Source organism: Pseudoalteromonas sp. TB64 (genome assembly GCF_000498095.1).
Taxonomy (GTDB): domain Bacteria; phylum Pseudomonadota; class Gammaproteobacteria; order Enterobacterales; family Alteromonadaceae; genus Pseudoalteromonas.
The window spans coordinates 50494-66984 of the sequence record NZ_AUTQ01000260.1 but is presented as its reverse complement, the minus strand read 5'-3'; the positions used below and the strand labels follow the sequence as shown (position 1 = coordinate 66984).

The following is a 16491-nucleotide window of genomic DNA, read 5'->3' as shown; positions in this document are numbered from 1 at the left end:
TTTATAAATTATTAACTTTATGCCAGTTAGGCTAATAAAAAAAATAAAAGAGTAAATCTCTATAAACGCCTATTTTATACAATTTATATAATAACTATACGGAGTAGACATTAATTTTGAACTGGCAATCTTTAATCGATAACAGACAACGTTTTTTTTGGCTTTTGCAAATTGCAGGCTGGATTGGTTATGCGTTAGTAAATTATATCGGCTCTAAAGTATTTGAAATGCGAGATATTTACGTATTTGTCATTTTATTAAATGCTTACGCTGGCTGTTTAATGACAGTACCCCTTCGTTATATTTACAGAACAATTTGGAACTCTTCCCCGTGGATCCTTATGCTAGTGGTATTTGGTGCTTCTTACATAACGGGCACTTTGTGGGCTGTAGTTCAAAAATTTAACTTGTGGGAAATTTATCGTCATGGTTATAGACCCGAAGAGTGGTTTTATTATTTACAACAAGGCTTAGACTCTGTTTATATTATTTTATGTTGGAGTGGTTTGTACTTTGGGGTTAAATACTATCAACTGCTGCAAAGTGAGCGACAAAAAGCGTTAAAAGCAACAACAATGGCACACGAAGCACAACTAAAAATGCTTAGATACCAGCTTAATCCACATTTTCTGTTTAATACGCTGAATGCGATATCGACATTAGTTTTGGTGAAAGAAAATAAAGATGCTAATTTAATGGTATCAAAATTAAGTGACTTTTTACGATACACCTTAAACACCGATCCAATTAAAAAAGTACCACTTGAACAAGAGTTACATGCTTTAATGCTGTATTTAGAAATAGAGCGTGTACGCTTTGATGAGCGACTAAAAGTAAATGTAGAAGTAAGCGAAGAAGCAAAAGAAGCGCTAGTGCCTAGCTTAATATTACAGCCCATTATAGAAAATGCCATTAAATATGCTATTGCGCATTTATCACAAGGCGGTGTGATTGATATTAAAGCACAAGTATTTGCCAACGAATTATTACTTGAAGTAGGCGACAATGGTCCAGGGACAGAAATAATAGATGGACAACTAGTAAATGCCCAAGGTGTGGGCGTAGCAAACACTAAAGATAGATTAAAAACGCTCTACGAAAATAATTATTCGTTTGTATTATCACATAATACGCCAAGTGGATTAAAAGTTAATCTGCGAGTACCGTTTGAGAAGGCTGTGAAGAAATGATAAAAATAAAAACATTAATTGTTGATGATGAACCATTAGCACGTAAAGGTTTAGATGTAAGACTTGCTGAATATTCTGATATTGAAGTAATTAAGTTATGTAGCTCAGGTGCAGATGCAATTGAAATATGCAAAAACGAAAAAATAGATTTAGTATTTTTAGACATTCAAATGCCTGGAATGAATGGCTTTGAGGTTGCACGTGCGCTTAGTGAAAGTACGAGAGTATTACCTGCTATTATATTTGTTACTGCCTTTGATCAATTTGCTGTTAAAGCATTTGAAATTCATGCTTTAGATTACATCTTAAAACCCGTTGATGATAACAGACTAAAACAGGCGGTAGAAAAAGTGCATACCTATTTAAAAACGCAACAAGACAACGCCCATAAGAAAAAACTTGCGAGTTTTGTAGCTGGAATAACGGGCAATAATTGCGAAGAGATCCTTAAAAAATTGGCAACTGGCGACACATTAACTGACCGCAGGTACCCAGAGTCGCTTGCAGTAAAAGAGCAGGGGGAAATAATTCGTGTACCTGTTGCTACTATTCAGTGGGTTGATGCTGCGGGTGATTATATGTGTTTACATTGCCAAGATGGACAAACTCATATATTACGTAAAACAATGAAAGAGCTTGAACAAGAGCTTGACCCTCATTTGTTTGTACGTGTACATCGCAGTGCGATTGTAAACACTAAACAAATAAGTAAATTAGTAACACAAGTTAGTGGTGAATATTTACTTGTACTTGAAAATGGGCAAGAGCTAAAGGTGAGTCGTAGCTACCGTGATAAAGTAAAAGCAGCGCTCGCTAGTTAATTTTGGTTTAAAATTATTTATTACAGACACAAAAAATGCGAGCTAAGCTCGCATTTTTTTATTCAATTATTAATTATACCAATTGCTATAGAATAATCATGTATTTCATAAAATTGGTATTATGCAACAGTTACAATTTTCATTGTGTTAGTTGCGCCCACAGTTTCCATTGAGTCACCGTGAGTAATAATTACTGTATCGCCAGACTGTAAAGAGCCTTGAGAAACTAAAGTATCAAGAGCTGCTTTTACCATACCGTCTTTTTCAGTTTTTGTAGAATCAAAAAACACTGGATAAACACCACGATAAAGTGCTGTTTGACCTAACGTACTCGCATGGCGTGAAAGCGAGTAGATTGGTAAACCAGAGCTAATACGCGACATTAATTTAGCCGTGCTACCCGATTCAGTAAGTGTGATAATTGCTTTCACAGAATCTAAGTGATTAGCTGCATACATAGCTGAAAGTGCAATTGATTCAGCATTGTTAGAAAAGCGGCTATCTAAACGATGTTTAGAAACGTGCGTTTCTTTTTGAGACTCAGCACCTAAACAAACACGTGCCATAGTAGCAACGGTTTCTTCAGGATAATCGCCCGCAGCTGTTTCAGCCGAAAGCATAACTGCATCTGTACCATCAAGTACGGCATTAGCAACATCCATAACTTCTGCACGTGTAGGCATAGGGTTATCGATCATCGATTCCATCATTTGCGTTGCAGTTACTACAGTACGGTTTAATGAACGAGCACGGCGAATAATTAGCTTTTGCTTACCCATAAGTGCAGCATCACCAATTTCAACACCTAAATCACCACGTGCAACCATTACTGCGTCAGACGCTAATATGATGTCATCAACAGCTTCTTGTGTTTCAACAGCTTCAGCGCGTTCAATTTTAGCAAGTAACTGTGCTTTTGAACCCGCTGCTTCAGCAAGTGAACGTACATAGCGCATATCGTCGCCACTACGTGGAAAAGATACGGCAATATAATCTACGTCAATTTCTGCGGCTGTTAGTAAGTCTTCTTTGTCTTTTTCAGTAAATGCTGGAGCAGTTAAGCCACCACCTAAACGGTTAATACCTTTATTGTTAGATAAAACACCGCCAACAGTTACAGTACAATGTACTAAATGGTTAACAACTTCGTTAACGCGTAGCTGAATCAGACCATCATTTAAAAGAAGTAAATCATCAGCGCTAACATCGTTTGGAAGTTCTTTGTAGTCAATACCAACTGAATTGATATCGCCTTCGCCTTTTTCCATTTTTGCATCAAGCGTAAACTTAGCGCCTACTGCAAGTGTTACTTTACCTTCTTTAAAAGTAGAAACACGAATTTTAGGACCTTGTAGGTCAGCAAGTATAGCAATATGCTTGCCTAATCTTTTTGCGATATCACGTACAGCTTGTGCACGATCTTTATGATCCTGTGCAACACCGTGTGAGAAATTTAAACGTACAACGTTTGCACCAGCTATAATGATTTTTTCTAAATTGTTATCTCTATCGGTAGCAGGTCCAAGGGTAGCGACTATTTTTGTGCGTCTTAGCATCAAATTCTCCTGTGTGCTTAAGATGTAAGCGGGTTACGGTTATTTTGTTACTTTAAAATATGTATATTAGAGTAGGGTATTTTTATTTATTGGCAATCTTTGTTTATTGCCACTATTTTATACAAAACTAATGTGTCATCATTATGACACCGGTGTCAGAATGCGTCAATGGTCTTAAATTTAAATAGCTTTGCTATTTGTCACCCCTAGCAGGCTGATGTTTGATATAATCGCGTAGCTTATTTATTTTCGTTAAAAAAGCGACGTTGTATTAGCTCATAGTTAGCTTTGTATGACTGCATTGAGTATATCGCACGCGGTATTATTTAATTTACTAACCAAATAGTTGTTACCGAGGAGGGCACTAAATGCAAGTTGCATTAGTAGGGTTAGGCGTTATGGGGAAAAATCTTGCCCTAAACTTGATTGAAAAAGGGATAACGCTAGTCGCTTATGACAAAAACCCACATGCGGGTGAAGAGTTATTAAGTTGTGCTAAATCTCAAGGTATGGCCGATAGGCTGCACATTGTTTCTGACTTAAGAGACATGGTTAGGCGTTTAGAAGCACCTCGCTCTATCTTATTACTTGTTCCTGCAGGCGAGCTAGTCGATGGTGTTTGTAATGACTTAGTCGAAGCGGGTGTTGATTGTAATGACATTATCGTTGATTGCGGTAATAGTAATTATAAAGATGGTATTACGCGTAAACTTAAATACCAGAACAAATTTGAATTTGCCACAATGGGAATTTCTGGTGGTGCAGAAGGCGCACGTTTTGGACCCGCTATGATGGCAAGTGGCTCTGAAGGTGGTTGGGGACGTATTGAACCTTGGTTTGAAAAAGTAGCTGCAAGTTACAATGGCGAATCATGTTTTGCACGTGTTGGTCAATCAGCTAGCGGTCATTTTGTAAAAATGGTTCACAACGGCATTGAATACTCGTTAATGCAACTTATTGCTGAGGTATATCAATTACTACGCCTAGGTACTGGTCGCACACCAAAAGAAGTTGCTGCAATTTTTGATGACTGGTCAGAAGGTCAGTTAAACAGCTACTTACTCTCTATTTCTAGCCATATATTATCACTTGAAAATAAAAGCAATGTTCCGCTTGTTGATTTAATTGATAACAAAGTTGGCGCTAAAGGTACTGGTCTTTGGACTGCACAAAATGCATTAGAACTAGGCATTGCTGTTCCTTCACTGGTTGCTGCCGTTCAGGCGCGTCACCTAACAAATGTGTGTGATACCACTGCCGCACAAGAGATGACCTATGCGGCTAAATCAACTAACAAAGTTGATATTGACCTAGATGAACTTAAAGATGCATTTACACTTGCAAGTTTATTGGCTTACCGTCAAGGTTTAGCGCTTATCAAAGGTGCGTCGCGTACACACCAATGGAAAGTTGATTTATCTAAAACATTACAAACTTGGCGTGCAGGTTGTATTATTCGTGCAGATTACTTAGACAGTGTTGCAGAGGGTGTTCAGTTTATTGATACTCTTGAAAAAGAGTCGCAAGCACTTCGTAAAGTTACCGGACAAGCAATTATGACTGGTTTAGCTTTTCCTGTGCTAGGCGCCACACAGACTTATTTAGCAACGTTAACAACACCAAGTAATGGGCATTTAGTACAAGCCCAGCGTGATTACTTTGGTGAGCATGGCATTAAAATTCACAGTGGTGAATCATGTCATTTAACCGACTTAGTAGAGATAGACACTAAGGTTCGTTAATAACCAACCGCTTTAAAGTATAAAGGCACGCTAATTAGCGTGCCTTTTTGTTTTTAAATTTATAAATACTATCGGCTTAATTCACCGCGCAAGTTATCTTGCATTAAATGACGTATTGTTTCCACTTCTAGCTTTTGGCTTAATAAATAATGTAACTTGGTTAAACAAGCCTCTAAAGTCATGTCGTAACCACTAATAACACCAATATTTAAAAGTGCATTACCGGTGGCGTATCCGCCCATATTTACATGACCTTTTAAACACTGAGTTAAATTAACAATAACCATACCGAGTTTACTAGCGTCCTCTAGTATTGATAAAAACTCTGGATCTTGTGGTGCATTACCCACACCAAAACTAAGTAACACTAACGCTTTTATATTATCATTTACTAGGCTTCTGACTACGTCTCTGCTTATACCTGGATATAAATAAAGCACACCAATAGGCTGTGGTGTAATGTTGGTAACTTGTAGGTCGTTTTCAACATAAGGACTCAGCTGCCCTTTAATGAGTTGAATGCTAATACCCGAAAGCGCTAAAGGCTCTAAGTTAGGGGAGGCAAACGCATTAAAACCATCTGCGTGCGCTTTAGTTGCTCGATTACCTCTAAATAACTGATTGTTAAAAAACAAACTTACTTCGGCAATAGGGTAGTTAGCTGCTAAATACATCGCATTAAGCAAATTAACTTGACCATCTGAACGTAATTGCGAAAGTGGAATTTGTGAACCTGTAACAATAACGGGTTTAGTGAGGTTTTCAAACATGAAAGACAATGCCGACGCGGTGTAAGCCATTGTGTCTGTGCCATGTAATACGACAAAGCCATCGTAATCTTGATATTTACTTTTTATATCATTAGCAATAAGTTGCCAATGTGCAGGGGTCATGTCTGATGAATCGATTAATGGGCAATACTCGTGAATATCAAATAAGGGCATTTCATCACGGTTAAATTCAGCGTTATTAACGACTGTTTCAGTTAAAAAGCCCTCAGCAGGAATGTAACCACGACTTGATTTTTTCATTCCTATGGTACCGCCTGTATAAGCGATATAAATGCGTTTGCGTTTCATAAAAAAGCCCAGTAAAAAAACTGGGCTTAGTATAGCGTTAAGTAACTCTAATTACAGCTGCTTAAAACAAAGTATGCACTTTTATTGTGCAACGTTACACACTAAACAACGTGCGTATACACCTTGTGGATCGTTGTAATCTTTAAGGTTTTCTACTTCAGTACTTAATTGGTTAATAACACTTTGTAGGTTAGCTTGTGTTGCTAACACAGATGTTTTTTGTGTTTGTAGACCAAGCATAGATTTAATAGACGCATTAGCAAAAAAGCTTTGAATCATTTTTTCTTGCGGGCTTAAATCTTGTTTGATTGTTTTAACATCGTAATATTTAATTTTAGCAAGTTTTGCTGCAGCTTCAATTGCGTCTTGCTTATTACCAAGTTTATCGACTAAGCCAAGTTCTTGTGCTTGTGATGCAATCCAAACACGACCCTGGGCAATTTTATCAACTTGCTCTGGTGTCATATTACGTGCTTGCGCAACTACATTTAAAAAGCGACCGTAGGCTTCTTCAACACTCATTTGAATTACTTGGCCCATTTTTTCATCAAGTGGGCGAGTAATAGAAAAGCCAGCCATTTCTGTTGTCGCGACTCCATCAGAATAAACACCAATTTTTGATAGGGTTTTTTCAAATGTCATAAACGTACCAAACACACCAATAGAGCCTGTAATTGTACTTGGTGCAGCCCAAATTTCGTTAGCTGCTGAAGCAATCCAATAGCCACCCGATGCAGCCACAGAGCTCATAGATGCAATAACTGGCTTACCAGCAGCTTTAAGTGCTAGCACTTCTGCACGAATAACTTCTGAGGCAAACATACTACCGCCACCAGAGTCGATACGAAGTACAACCGCTTTAACTTTATCATCAAGGCGTGCTTTACGAAGTAGAGCTGCGGTAGAGTCGCCGCCAATCTCGCCAGCTTNTACTTTTTCGCTCATTGGATTATCGAATTCCATTGGAGGCTTAACTAAGCTTAAGTATTCGCGAAATGAAACTTGCTTAAACGTTTTACCATCTTCATCTGCACCAACTAAGTCGATAAGTTGTTGACGTATTTGTTGGCTAGTTTTTAATGAATCAACCCACTGGTGATCAAGTGCATATTTACCTGCATCTCCATTAGCAGCTTTCATTTTTTCTAGGTAAACATCCATTGTTTCATCAAAATTTGATTCATCGAATGGGCGTACAGCTGCAACATCGTGTTTGTACTCACTCCAAAGAGCACCTAACCAAACACGGTTTGCTTCTTTAGCAGCGTCAGACATATCGTTACGGATAAAAGGTTCTACTGCCGATTTAAACGTACCAACGCGGAAAATATGTTGTGTCACTTCTAGCTTTTCAAGCGCATCTTTAAAGTAAAGCGGGTACATTCCGTAGCCTTCAATTGCAACGCTTCCGTATGGATGCATTGCAACTTCATCTGCATGTGATGCAATATAATACTGAGCTTGTGTGTAGTAATAACCTGTTGCAATTACTTTTTTTCCCGCTTGTTTAAATCGATCAACGGCATCAGTAATTTGCTTAAGTTTGTTTAAATGCGCTTTAGGCATTTCTTGTAAATCAAGCAGTAATACACTTATACGCTCATCTTTAGCTGCTTCGTCAATTACTTCAACTACATCGTCGAGTAAAATTTCACTTGGCGCTTCAGAACCAGATGTTGCATCACTAATTGCTGCTTCAACTGGATCAGTGTAAGTTTTTTCTTCTACAATAGGACCATTGAGGTTAAGTCTTAGTACAGAGCCATCTTTAACAATCAATTCGTCTTCGCCACTGAAAAGTGCCGCTATAAAAAATATTACTAATAATAAAAACAGAAGGTTAAGTACTAATCGACGAGAAAAGTTAATTCCAGTCCAGATACCGTTAAATATTTTTGCTATCAAAATAGCTCCTTAATTTGGTACAGCTAATATATTCGTTCCATCTTATCCTAGAATAAAAATTTATTTAACTGCTAAATCGTAACGAAGTATTTATAAATCAATTTAAACGCCCGTTTTTAAAGGAATTGGCACTTTAATTAAGTCAAATATTGCTTATTACTTGCCATTGAAGCAAAATTAGCTAATGTATACAGGTTAGACCAGTTAACGGGGCACAAGATGTTAGAACAACAATTACAATTAAAACACACACAATTACGTAACCGCTTAGTAATGGGCTCAATGCATACAGGTCTTGAAGAGGGCTGGCATAATCGAAAACGCTTGCGCGCTTTTTACGAGGCTCGCGCTAAAGGCGGTGCTGCAATGCTTATCACCGGTGGTTATAGTCCTAATTTACGTGGGAAATTAACTCCTATTTCGTCGTCATTTAATAGCTATTACGATGTAGTAAAACACCGTGCATACACAGACGCTGTACATAAACACGGTGGTAAAATTTGTTTGCAGTTATTACATGCTGGACGTTATGCGTATCATCCTTTTAATCAAGCGCCAAGTGCAATAAAAGCACCAATTAACCCTTATAAACCTAAAGCAATGTCACTAGGGTCTATTAAAAAAACGATTAAAGATTTTGCTCATTCTGCTTATATGGCTGAAAAAGCAGGGTACGATGGTGTTGAAGTGATGGGATCTGAAGGTTATTTAATTAACGAATTTATGGCACCACACACAAATAAACGTGAAGACGAATTTGGTGGCAGCTTAGAAAATAGAATGCGCCTAGCGCTAGAAATAGTAAAAGCAGTCAGAGCTAAAGTATCTGAAAAGTTTTTAATTATTTTTAGATTGTCAGTAATGGATTTAATACCAAATGGCTCTACACCTGATGAAGTAACTATTCAGGCGACTGAGCTTGAAAAAGCGGGTGTTGATATATTTAACACGGGTATTGGCTGGCACGAAGCGCGCATACCAACAATTGCTAGCATGGTGCCGCCAGGTGCTTTTAAAGAGGCATCAAAGCGTTTAAAAGACGTAGTAACTGTGCCTGTTATTGCAGTAAACCGAATTAATACACCCGAAATTGCCAACGATATTTTGACTGCAGGCAATGCTGATCTAATTTCAATGGCAAGACCATTATTAGCCGACCCAGAATTTTTTAATAAATATAATAATAAACAGTCTAAACAAATCAATATTTGTATTGGTTGTAATCAAGGCTGTTTAGACCACGTATTTAAAAATAAGCGTGCAACCTGCTTAGTTAATCCACAAGCTGCTTTTGAGCTCGACTATCCGTTAGATAAAACAACTAAAGCTAAAGATGTACTTGTTGTAGGAGCAGGTCCTGCCGGTTTATCAGCAAGTTGTTATTTGGCTCAAAAAGGTCATAACGTCACATTAATAGATCAAAAGGCGCAAATGGGTGGTCAATTTAACCTAGCAATGCAAATACCGGGTAAAGAAGACTTTAGCCATACACTAACTTATTACACTAATGAACTAGAGCGTTTAAATGTAAATGTTGAATTAGGTAAAGCCTACAACGACAGTATGCTCGTAAATTATGACGATATTGTATTTGCAACTGGTGTTAGACCTCGAGAAGCGACTATTGAATGCAGTGATGGTAAACGCGTTTTTGCATACGACGAGGTGATTCGTGGTGAAGTGGAGTTGGGTAAATCAATTGCCATTTTAGGTGCTGGCGGTATAGGTTTTGATATGGTTGCGTTTTTAAGTGAACATAAATCACAAAGTATTGCAGACTTTAAAAGTCAATGGGGTATTGAATGCACGCCTCAACCACATAAAGATGACCGCCAACTTTATATGCTAAAACGAAGTGCAGGGCGCTTTGGTAGCGATCTGGGTAAAACAACGGGCTGGATACACCGACAAGTTGCCAAGCAGCATGGCGTAAAACAAATTGCTGATTGCCAATATAATAGTTTTGATGAAAATGGTTTAACAATAACGGTTGCTGGTGAAACTCAAGTGTTACCGGTAGATACGGTTATTGCATGTATTGGTCAGGTATCTAATAACGAAGTATTACAAAACCAAGCAGATAATGCCAAAGTACACGTTATTGGTGGTGCAAAATTAGCTGCTGCTATTGATGCAAAACGTGCTATTTTTGAAGCATTACAAATCGCAAGAAGTATTTAATGTGTTTAAGATATTAATATAAAAACATACTTTTTGTTTAAGTGTAATCTTGGGTAAATTATCATTTAGATAGTTTGCCCATTTTTATTTATCTTCTCCTTGTTGCTACTAATTTTTTAAACTTCAATTGAAACTCGCATATTGAGCTAACTTAGGTATAGATGTTATTCTAGCGTTTTGAATTTTGAGCAAATCATTATGAACGCCATAGAGCTTTTACTTACTCGCCAATCAGATCCAAAATTAACAGAGCCCGCTCCAAATAAAGACCAACTTGCGATTATTCAACAAGCCGCTTTACGAGTGCCGGATCATGGCTGTATAGCGCCATGGCAATTTATTATTGTGCAAGATGAAGCGCGTCATAAATTAGGTGACATTTATTATCAAAGCGCAGTAGCTGAGCAACAAGAAGAAAAAGTAATAAATCGAGCTAAAGAATTACCACTGCGTGCCCCTATGATAATTATTGCAGTTGCAAAATACCAAGAACATCCAAAAGTCCCACGCATTGAGCAAATACAAAGCGCGGGTTGTAGTGTGTTAGCGATGCAGCAAGCTGCCTTTGCCCAAGGTTTAGGGGGAATTTGGCGCACAGGATATTTTGCACAAAGTGCTGCTGTAAAAAATGCGCTTAATCTAAATGAACAAGATGAAATTGTAGGTTATCTCTATTTAGGAACGCCGACCATAGACTGTAAAAAGTCACCACGCCATAAACCTGAAAATTATTTTAGTCATTTATAGTTATTAATGAACTTTTTTTATCCAATGTAGTCATTTATCATTAAGCTTGGTAATGTTAAATTATTAAAGTTAGTGATTTGACTGAAAGAAGCGCTAGGAAGCACAAAATTTAATTATTATTCTTCAGTTTGTTTTTTAATCGGTTGTTTTTTGATAGTGTATGGAAAGTCTCAATAAAAATAACGATAAAGAAGACGAAAACAATGGGAAATTTATTTTTACGTGAAAAAGAAAGTTGGCTTGCATGGTCTATTTGGGGAATTATAGGCGCTTTTATTACACTTTATGTAGCTATAAGCACTAACGCAGCACATTTAATCGCTGTGTCAGCGATGAGTATGCTAGTTATACTTACATGGTGGATGCAGCAATCTAAACGATATGATTTTGGTCGTGCATTTAAAATATGTTGTTATGTATTATTACTAAGCGTATTACCTGCATTTATGTTTGTTGTAGTGCCGAGTGATGATTTAAATCGATTTGATTTGATTTTTCAAAGCATCACATTTTTAACCCTTAGTTTATTAGCGTGTTTGATTTGCTCGTGGATAGCGCGTAGACCAAAACAATATTATTGAGGCATAAATACATATCATACAAATAAAACCTATAACAAGTGATTGTATTTAGAACAAAGTGTTATGTTTTTGAGCATTTTAATCTTTTTTAATAATTTATTTAGATTAAGTCTTTACAAATAACGCGTTTAACCATATTATCCGCGCCGTACGGAGAGATGGCAGAGTGGTCGAATGCACCGGTCTTGAAAACCGGCATGGGTTTATAGCCCATCTAGGGTTCAAATCCCTATCTCTCCACCATACATAAAAAAACCGCCTTAATAGGCGGTTTTTTGCTATGTGTACTTTAAAAAACAATGACTCTGTATTTGTGCATATTTAGTATAATAATGTGTAACACTGATTCGCTTAATTAAGTGATCTATTTTGAGATAAGACAATCTACTCCTCAAATAGATTAAGTATTATTACAAATAGGTACTAGACCTCGCTGTGCTATAAATCACGGTTTGTGATTTACATACTTCAAGCTTTAATCATTTCAATTTAAATTAATTAAAAATACAAAGAGGACAGCATGTCAAAAGCATCAAACCTTTCTACCTCACAGTTATTAATAAAGCATATTTTATTATGGACTGTGTTTGGTTATTGCTATCAAAGTGCAATTAGCTTGTTGATTAAAATGGCGGCAGATATCCAGCCAGCTAACTCGTTAATTACAGCACTTGTATATGCTATTGGTTTTAATATTTTAGCGGCTCATTTGATTACTAAATACGACAAGCATTGGCCTACTCTTGGGTCTATTTTTATTGGCATAGTAGGCTTGATTGCGGTACCGTTTTTGTTGTCTGGCGTAAGTGGACTATTGGCTTACCCTTTAGTTGCTGGAATTTTATTCAGTTTACCGCTTTGTAGTTATATTGTTGGTCTAATTAAGGTAAAACTCCATAAAAACTAGGCACAAACGGCGTTTATTTTGTGATAGCATAGTCGCGTCTTTTAACTAACAAAACGTGAAAAACACATTATGTCAGATAATTTTACTACAGATGCTGAAAAAGCAAGTTACGGTATTGGCTTACAAATGGGTGAGCAACTTAAGTCTAATCCTTTCGAAGGCTTAAACCTAAATTCAGTGTTTGAAGGCATGAAAGATGCGTACGTAGAGAGCGCATTTCAAGTTGAGATCCCAGAGATCCAAGCTGCATTCGAAAAAATTAACGAAGAGATTCAAGCTCGTCGTGAAGAAGAATCAAAAGTACTTTCTGCTGAAGGCATTTCTTTCTTAGAAGAAAATGCTAAGCGTTCAGAAATCACTGTAACTGAGTCAGGTCTTCAATATGAAGTACTTGCTACAGGTGAAGGCGAAAAGCCAACAGCTGAGTCTACAGTTCGTGTTGATTACCACGGTACTCTAATTAATGGTACTGTTTTTGATAGCTCGTATGAGCGCGGTCAACCTGCTGAATTTCCAGTTGGTGGCGTGATCAAAGGTTGGACTGAAGCATTACAAATGATGCCAGTAGGTACTAAATGGCGTATTTACGTTCCTCATGACCTTGCTTATGGTGAACGTGGCGCTGGTGCAGCAATCGCACCTTTCTCAACGCTTGTATTTGACGTTGAGTTACACGAAATAATTTCTTAATATAAATATTAAGTAATAATTTAAAAAGCCGCATTCAAATTGAATGCGGCTTTTTTGTGCCTATTTTTTATAAATACATAAATATGATTAAGTTAATTAAAAATAAAAAACCGCATTTAGTAAATACGGTTTTTAATTATATTTAAAGTAGCAAGCAATTTACTTGTATTTTAGTGGTTAAAAGTAACCACGGATACCAAAGCGAAAGTTTCTGCCAGGTAGTGGCGCAGTATCTTTAATAAATGATGTATGCACAAAACCTAACTCGTCGGTAATGTTGTCTACATTTATGTAAAGCTGTGCGTCAACAGCGCCTAAACCTAATTGATAATTAGCTTGTGCATCAAACAAAGTATAGCCATCTGTTTTAGTTTCAAAAGCGGTAATATCGTTTTGATCGAAGTAATGAGTACCGGTTAGTGTAAGCTGTAAGTCACCTAAATTGTATTGCAGTTCAGAACCTAGCTTATTAGCTGGAATACGCGGTAAATTACCTTCATCGTCTTTAAGTTTTGCGCGAGTTGAATCACCAAATACTTTTACCATAGCATTAGGATTGATTTGGTAATGCGCATCAAACTCTACTCCGTAAAGTTCGGCATCTTTGCTTGTAAACTGAAATACTGCAGATGCATCATCATGAGCTCCAACAGCAGATACAAGACCATCTTCTTCATCAAATACTAACCCAGTGTTTTCTTGAAAGTAAAAGTTTTGAATATCGTTATAAAAAAAGTTAAGTGTATAACCAAACTTGCCACTGAAGCGTCTAAAGCTTACATCTAAATTAGTTGACGTTTCTTGCTTGATATCTTCAGGCTCGAAATGCGCTTCGTTACCTTCAATATTATAACCTAGACCAAGCTCATAAGTGCCTGTTGCAATGTGCAAACCATTTGATAGAAGCTCAGCTGAAAGCGGTGCACGCTCTGAGTGCGATATGCTTGTTGCAATGCTATGACCTGGTTCATATTGCCAAATAGCACCCGCAGAGGCGCTTACATTGGTGAAGGTTTGAGTGAAACCAATGATTTCTCCATCATTGTGATCTACTTCTGTGTCATCGTGGCTGTGTTCTGCTGTGGTTATTTGACTTTCAATTTTATAATCTTCAATACGTGCGCCAAGTTCAACTGTAACGTCACCAAATTCACGTTCTTCTAGTAAATATATAGCGTGTGTTGTTGTTACACTGGCTGGCGTAAATGCTTCTTCTCCAACTGCGTCGTAATCAGAGTCACTATAGTGATAGCCGATCATACCATGCCAATCAGCTAGTTTATGCTCTACATTTAAACGAGCTTCAGTTGTTTGGTTAGTAAATGTAGTGCCAATTTCACCATCTTCAATTTCGCTGTGTGAGTAATCGGTATAGCCAACGCGAAGGTTAACAGTTTCAATCCAGTTGTTATGTAGAGCGTAACTTACTAGACCTTGCCAGCGGTCTTGTTTTAAATGTGCAAACACCGGTATTTCAGCTTCTAATTCGTCTGCATGCTCTTCTTCGGTTTCTGCTTCATCATGATCGTGGTCATGTTCGTGTTCATGGCTATGATCGTGACCTGGAATTCCGTAATCAGTTTCTATATTGCCATACGATAAACCAACTGTTAAATGCTCCCCAACGTAGCTAGTACCAAAGTTAACAGTTTCACTATCAATAAAGGTATTTTCAACTGAGTTCTCAATTTCTACATCGCCATCGTCATCTGCAATGGTAAAAGTAGGGGTTTGGTAATCATCACCTGTGCGTTTAGTGCCATCAAAATGAAAATTAAAATTGTTATAGCCACTTTCTAATTTAGCAGCGTAAGTATTGGCGTTTGATACAGTATCGTGACTGTACTCTGCAGCGCCTGTTAACTCATTTATATTGCTGGTAGGAATGCGGTTGTCTACTACGTTAACAACGCCGCCTATAGCGCCTGAGCCATATAGTAGGGTGCTTGGACCTCGTAAAACTTCAATTTGCTCAGCCGCTAAAGTATCGTTTGATGTAGCATGGTCAGGACCAATACGTGATGCATCACTGCTGTCTAATCCATTTTGCATTATTTTAACGCGAGGACCACCTAAACCACGAATGATTGGGCTTGATGAAACAGGACCAAAATAACTAGCGTTAACACCTGGCAAGCCTTTAAGTGTTTCACCAAGTGTAGGCTTTGATTTGTTTTTAAGTTCATCCCCAGATAATACACTGACCGGAGAAATCATTTCTAAGCTATTTTTATGAAGAGCAGACGCATACACAACAACTGTTTCTACTGACGTTGGCTTAAGCGACACCATGACATTATTTGAAGAGTCTGTTACGTCAATACGAGAGTCAATATAATTGTCTTTGCTAATGTGTAATTGACTTGCAGTGTCTACGTTAATGGTAAACTCACCAAGCTCATTACTTTTAACGCTTTGTGTTTTACCATGTATATGGATAGTTGCATTTTTAATTGGTTGATTTTTGTCATCCATTACTTTGCCATTAACAGTGGCTGCAAGCGCAGAATGAGAACATAAAACAGAAAAAAGGGCAGAGGAAATTAATGTTAACTTTGTCATGAATATAAAGGTTCGCGGTTACTATGTTGTGATATAATATAACATCAGATAAACATTCGATCAATGGATGTTATAGTATAACTTTATATTTTTATAAAAGGTCAAAATTAATACCGTTGAGTAAATCATTTAATGTTTTAAGGGCACTAAGTTCATAGAAACTATGTATTTGAGATGTGAGCGCTTAAATAACTTCTTTTCGATATTGTCACTTCACAACTTATTTTGGGTAACAGTGCTCAGCACTCAAGTATGCACTCTTTAGCAATCAAAATTACCTCACTAAATATTGTTTAATTAAATGTTATACGTTTTATTACTCATATCTTTTTTATCACACCCTGTAGTTAGCCCAATTATTTAATATGGTTAAGCACGCAAAATAGCTAACTAAGCTAACGCTGTATATGTGTTGACTGACTTTATTATAAAAGTCATAATTCCGATGCAAAAATCAATAAAACACCATTAAATACTGATTATTGAACGTATAGACTAAATATTCTCAGTATGGCAATCCCTTTTTGCTC

At 37.2% G+C, this 16491-nt stretch carries 12 protein-coding genes and 1 tRNA gene; 9 read left to right on the top strand and 4 right to left on the bottom strand.

The window, feature by feature from the left end:
- The first annotated feature begins 116 nt into the window (after positions 1-116).
- Positions 117-1190 carry a histidine kinase gene (locus L647_RS0121445; RefSeq protein WP_024612833.1) on the top strand — a complete coding sequence of 358 codons (1074 nt, stop codon included), beginning with the start codon at positions 117-119 and terminating at the stop codon, positions 1188-1190.
- Positions 1187-2011 (top strand): LytTR family DNA-binding domain-containing protein, encoded by an 825-nt coding sequence (locus L647_RS0121440; RefSeq protein ID WP_024612832.1) that lies wholly within the window; start codon positions 1187-1189, stop codon positions 2009-2011. The genes L647_RS0121445 and L647_RS0121440 overlap by 4 nt, the downstream gene beginning before the upstream one ends.
- A 119-nt stretch (positions 2012-2130) precedes the next feature.
- On the opposite strand, the gene pyk is transcribed toward L647_RS0121440, so the two are convergent.
- Positions 2131-3567, bottom strand: coding sequence for a pyruvate kinase (gene pyk / locus L647_RS0121435; protein WP_024612831.1), 1437 nt, complete (start codon positions 3565-3567; stop codon positions 2131-2133).
- 368 nt (positions 3568-3935) lie between these two features.
- Here pyk and gndA point away from each other — a divergent pair, with 368 nt between their 5' ends.
- Complete coding sequence (gene gndA / locus L647_RS0121430) at positions 3936-5309, top strand: NADP-dependent phosphogluconate dehydrogenase (protein WP_024612830.1); 1374 nt, start codon at positions 3936-3938, stop codon at positions 5307-5309.
- A gap of 68 nt (positions 5310-5377) precedes the next feature.
- On the opposite strand, the gene ansA is transcribed toward gndA, so the two are convergent.
- Positions 5378-6388: an asparaginase gene (gene ansA, locus L647_RS0121425; RefSeq protein WP_024612829.1), complete on the bottom strand. Its 1011-nt coding sequence runs from the start codon at positions 6386-6388 to the stop codon at positions 5378-5380.
- An 81-nt stretch (positions 6389-6469) separates the two neighbouring features.
- Entirely contained in the window at positions 6470-8293 is a 1824-nt protein-coding gene (sppA, locus tag L647_RS0121420) for a signal peptide peptidase SppA (RefSeq protein ID WP_024612828.1), read from the bottom strand.
- A gap of 219 nt (positions 8294-8512) precedes the next feature.
- On the opposite strand from sppA, the gene L647_RS0121415 reads away from it, so the two are divergent.
- The 6 genes from L647_RS0121415 (at position 8513) to L647_RS0121390 (ending at position 13399) form a co-directional block, all read left to right on the top strand.
- Positions 8513-10474 carry an NADPH-dependent 2,4-dienoyl-CoA reductase gene (locus L647_RS0121415; protein ID WP_024612827.1) on the top strand — a complete coding sequence of 654 codons (1962 nt, stop codon included), beginning with the start codon at positions 8513-8515 and terminating at the stop codon, positions 10472-10474.
- 198 nt (positions 10475-10672) lie between these two features.
- Positions 10673-11221, top strand: a complete 549-nt coding sequence (locus L647_RS0121410; protein WP_024612826.1) for an NAD(P)H nitroreductase — start codon at positions 10673-10675, stop codon at positions 11219-11221.
- A 203-nt stretch (positions 11222-11424) separates the two neighbouring features.
- A complete protein-coding gene (locus L647_RS0121405; protein ID WP_024612825.1) occupies positions 11425-11802 on the top strand; it encodes a hypothetical protein in 378 nt (125 codons plus the stop codon).
- Positions 11803-11954: 152 nt separating this feature from the next.
- Positions 11955-12045: transfer RNA gene (locus tag L647_RS0121400), tRNA-Ser, on the top strand.
- A 277-nt stretch (positions 12046-12322) separates the two neighbouring features.
- Positions 12323-12709 carry a hypothetical protein gene (locus tag L647_RS0121395; RefSeq protein WP_024612824.1) on the top strand — a complete coding sequence of 129 codons (387 nt, stop codon included), beginning with the start codon at positions 12323-12325 and terminating at the stop codon, positions 12707-12709.
- 69 nt (positions 12710-12778) lie between these two features.
- Positions 12779-13399, top strand: a complete 621-nt coding sequence (locus L647_RS0121390; RefSeq protein ID WP_024612823.1) for an FKBP-type peptidyl-prolyl cis-trans isomerase — start codon at positions 12779-12781, stop codon at positions 13397-13399.
- A gap of 177 nt (positions 13400-13576) precedes the next feature.
- Here the strand turns inward: L647_RS0121390 and L647_RS0121385 are convergent, their stop codons facing one another.
- The gene (locus tag L647_RS0121385; protein WP_024612822.1) at positions 13577-15961 is read right to left on the bottom strand and encodes a TonB-dependent receptor; all 2385 of its coding nucleotides are present in this window, start codon (positions 15959-15961) and stop codon (positions 13577-13579) included.
- Positions 15962-16491: the final 530 nt, after the last annotated feature.

What these genes read in the sequence shown, in the direction of transcription:
- L647_RS0121410 (WP_024612826.1), top strand. Translation starts at nt 10,673, where the DNA reads ATGAACGCCATAGAGCTTTTACTTACTCGCCAATCAGATCCAAAATTA.
- L647_RS0121385 (WP_024612822.1), bottom strand. Translation starts at nt 15,961, where the DNA reads ATGACAAAGTTAACATTAATTTCCTCTGCCCTTTTTTCTGTTTTATGT.
- L647_RS0121440 (WP_024612832.1), top strand. Translation starts at nt 1,187, where the DNA reads ATGATAAAAATAAAAACATTAATTGTTGATGATGAACCATTAGCACGT.
- gndA (WP_024612830.1), top strand. Translation starts at nt 3,936, where the DNA reads ATGCAAGTTGCATTAGTAGGGTTAGGCGTTATGGGGAAAAATCTTGCC.
- pyk (WP_024612831.1), bottom strand. Translation starts at nt 3,567, where the DNA reads ATGCTAAGACGCACAAAAATAGTCGCTACCCTTGGACCTGCTACCGAT.
- ansA (WP_024612829.1), bottom strand. Translation starts at nt 6,388, where the DNA reads ATGAAACGCAAACGCATTTATATCGCTTATACAGGCGGTACCATAGGA.
- L647_RS0121405 (WP_024612825.1), top strand. Translation starts at nt 11,425, where the DNA reads ATGGGAAATTTATTTTTACGTGAAAAAGAAAGTTGGCTTGCATGGTCT.
- L647_RS0121395 (WP_024612824.1), top strand. Translation starts at nt 12,323, where the DNA reads ATGTCAAAAGCATCAAACCTTTCTACCTCACAGTTATTAATAAAGCAT.
- L647_RS0121390 (WP_024612823.1), top strand. Translation starts at nt 12,779, where the DNA reads ATGTCAGATAATTTTACTACAGATGCTGAAAAAGCAAGTTACGGTATT.
- L647_RS0121415 (WP_024612827.1), top strand. Translation starts at nt 8,513, where the DNA reads ATGTTAGAACAACAATTACAATTAAAACACACACAATTACGTAACCGC.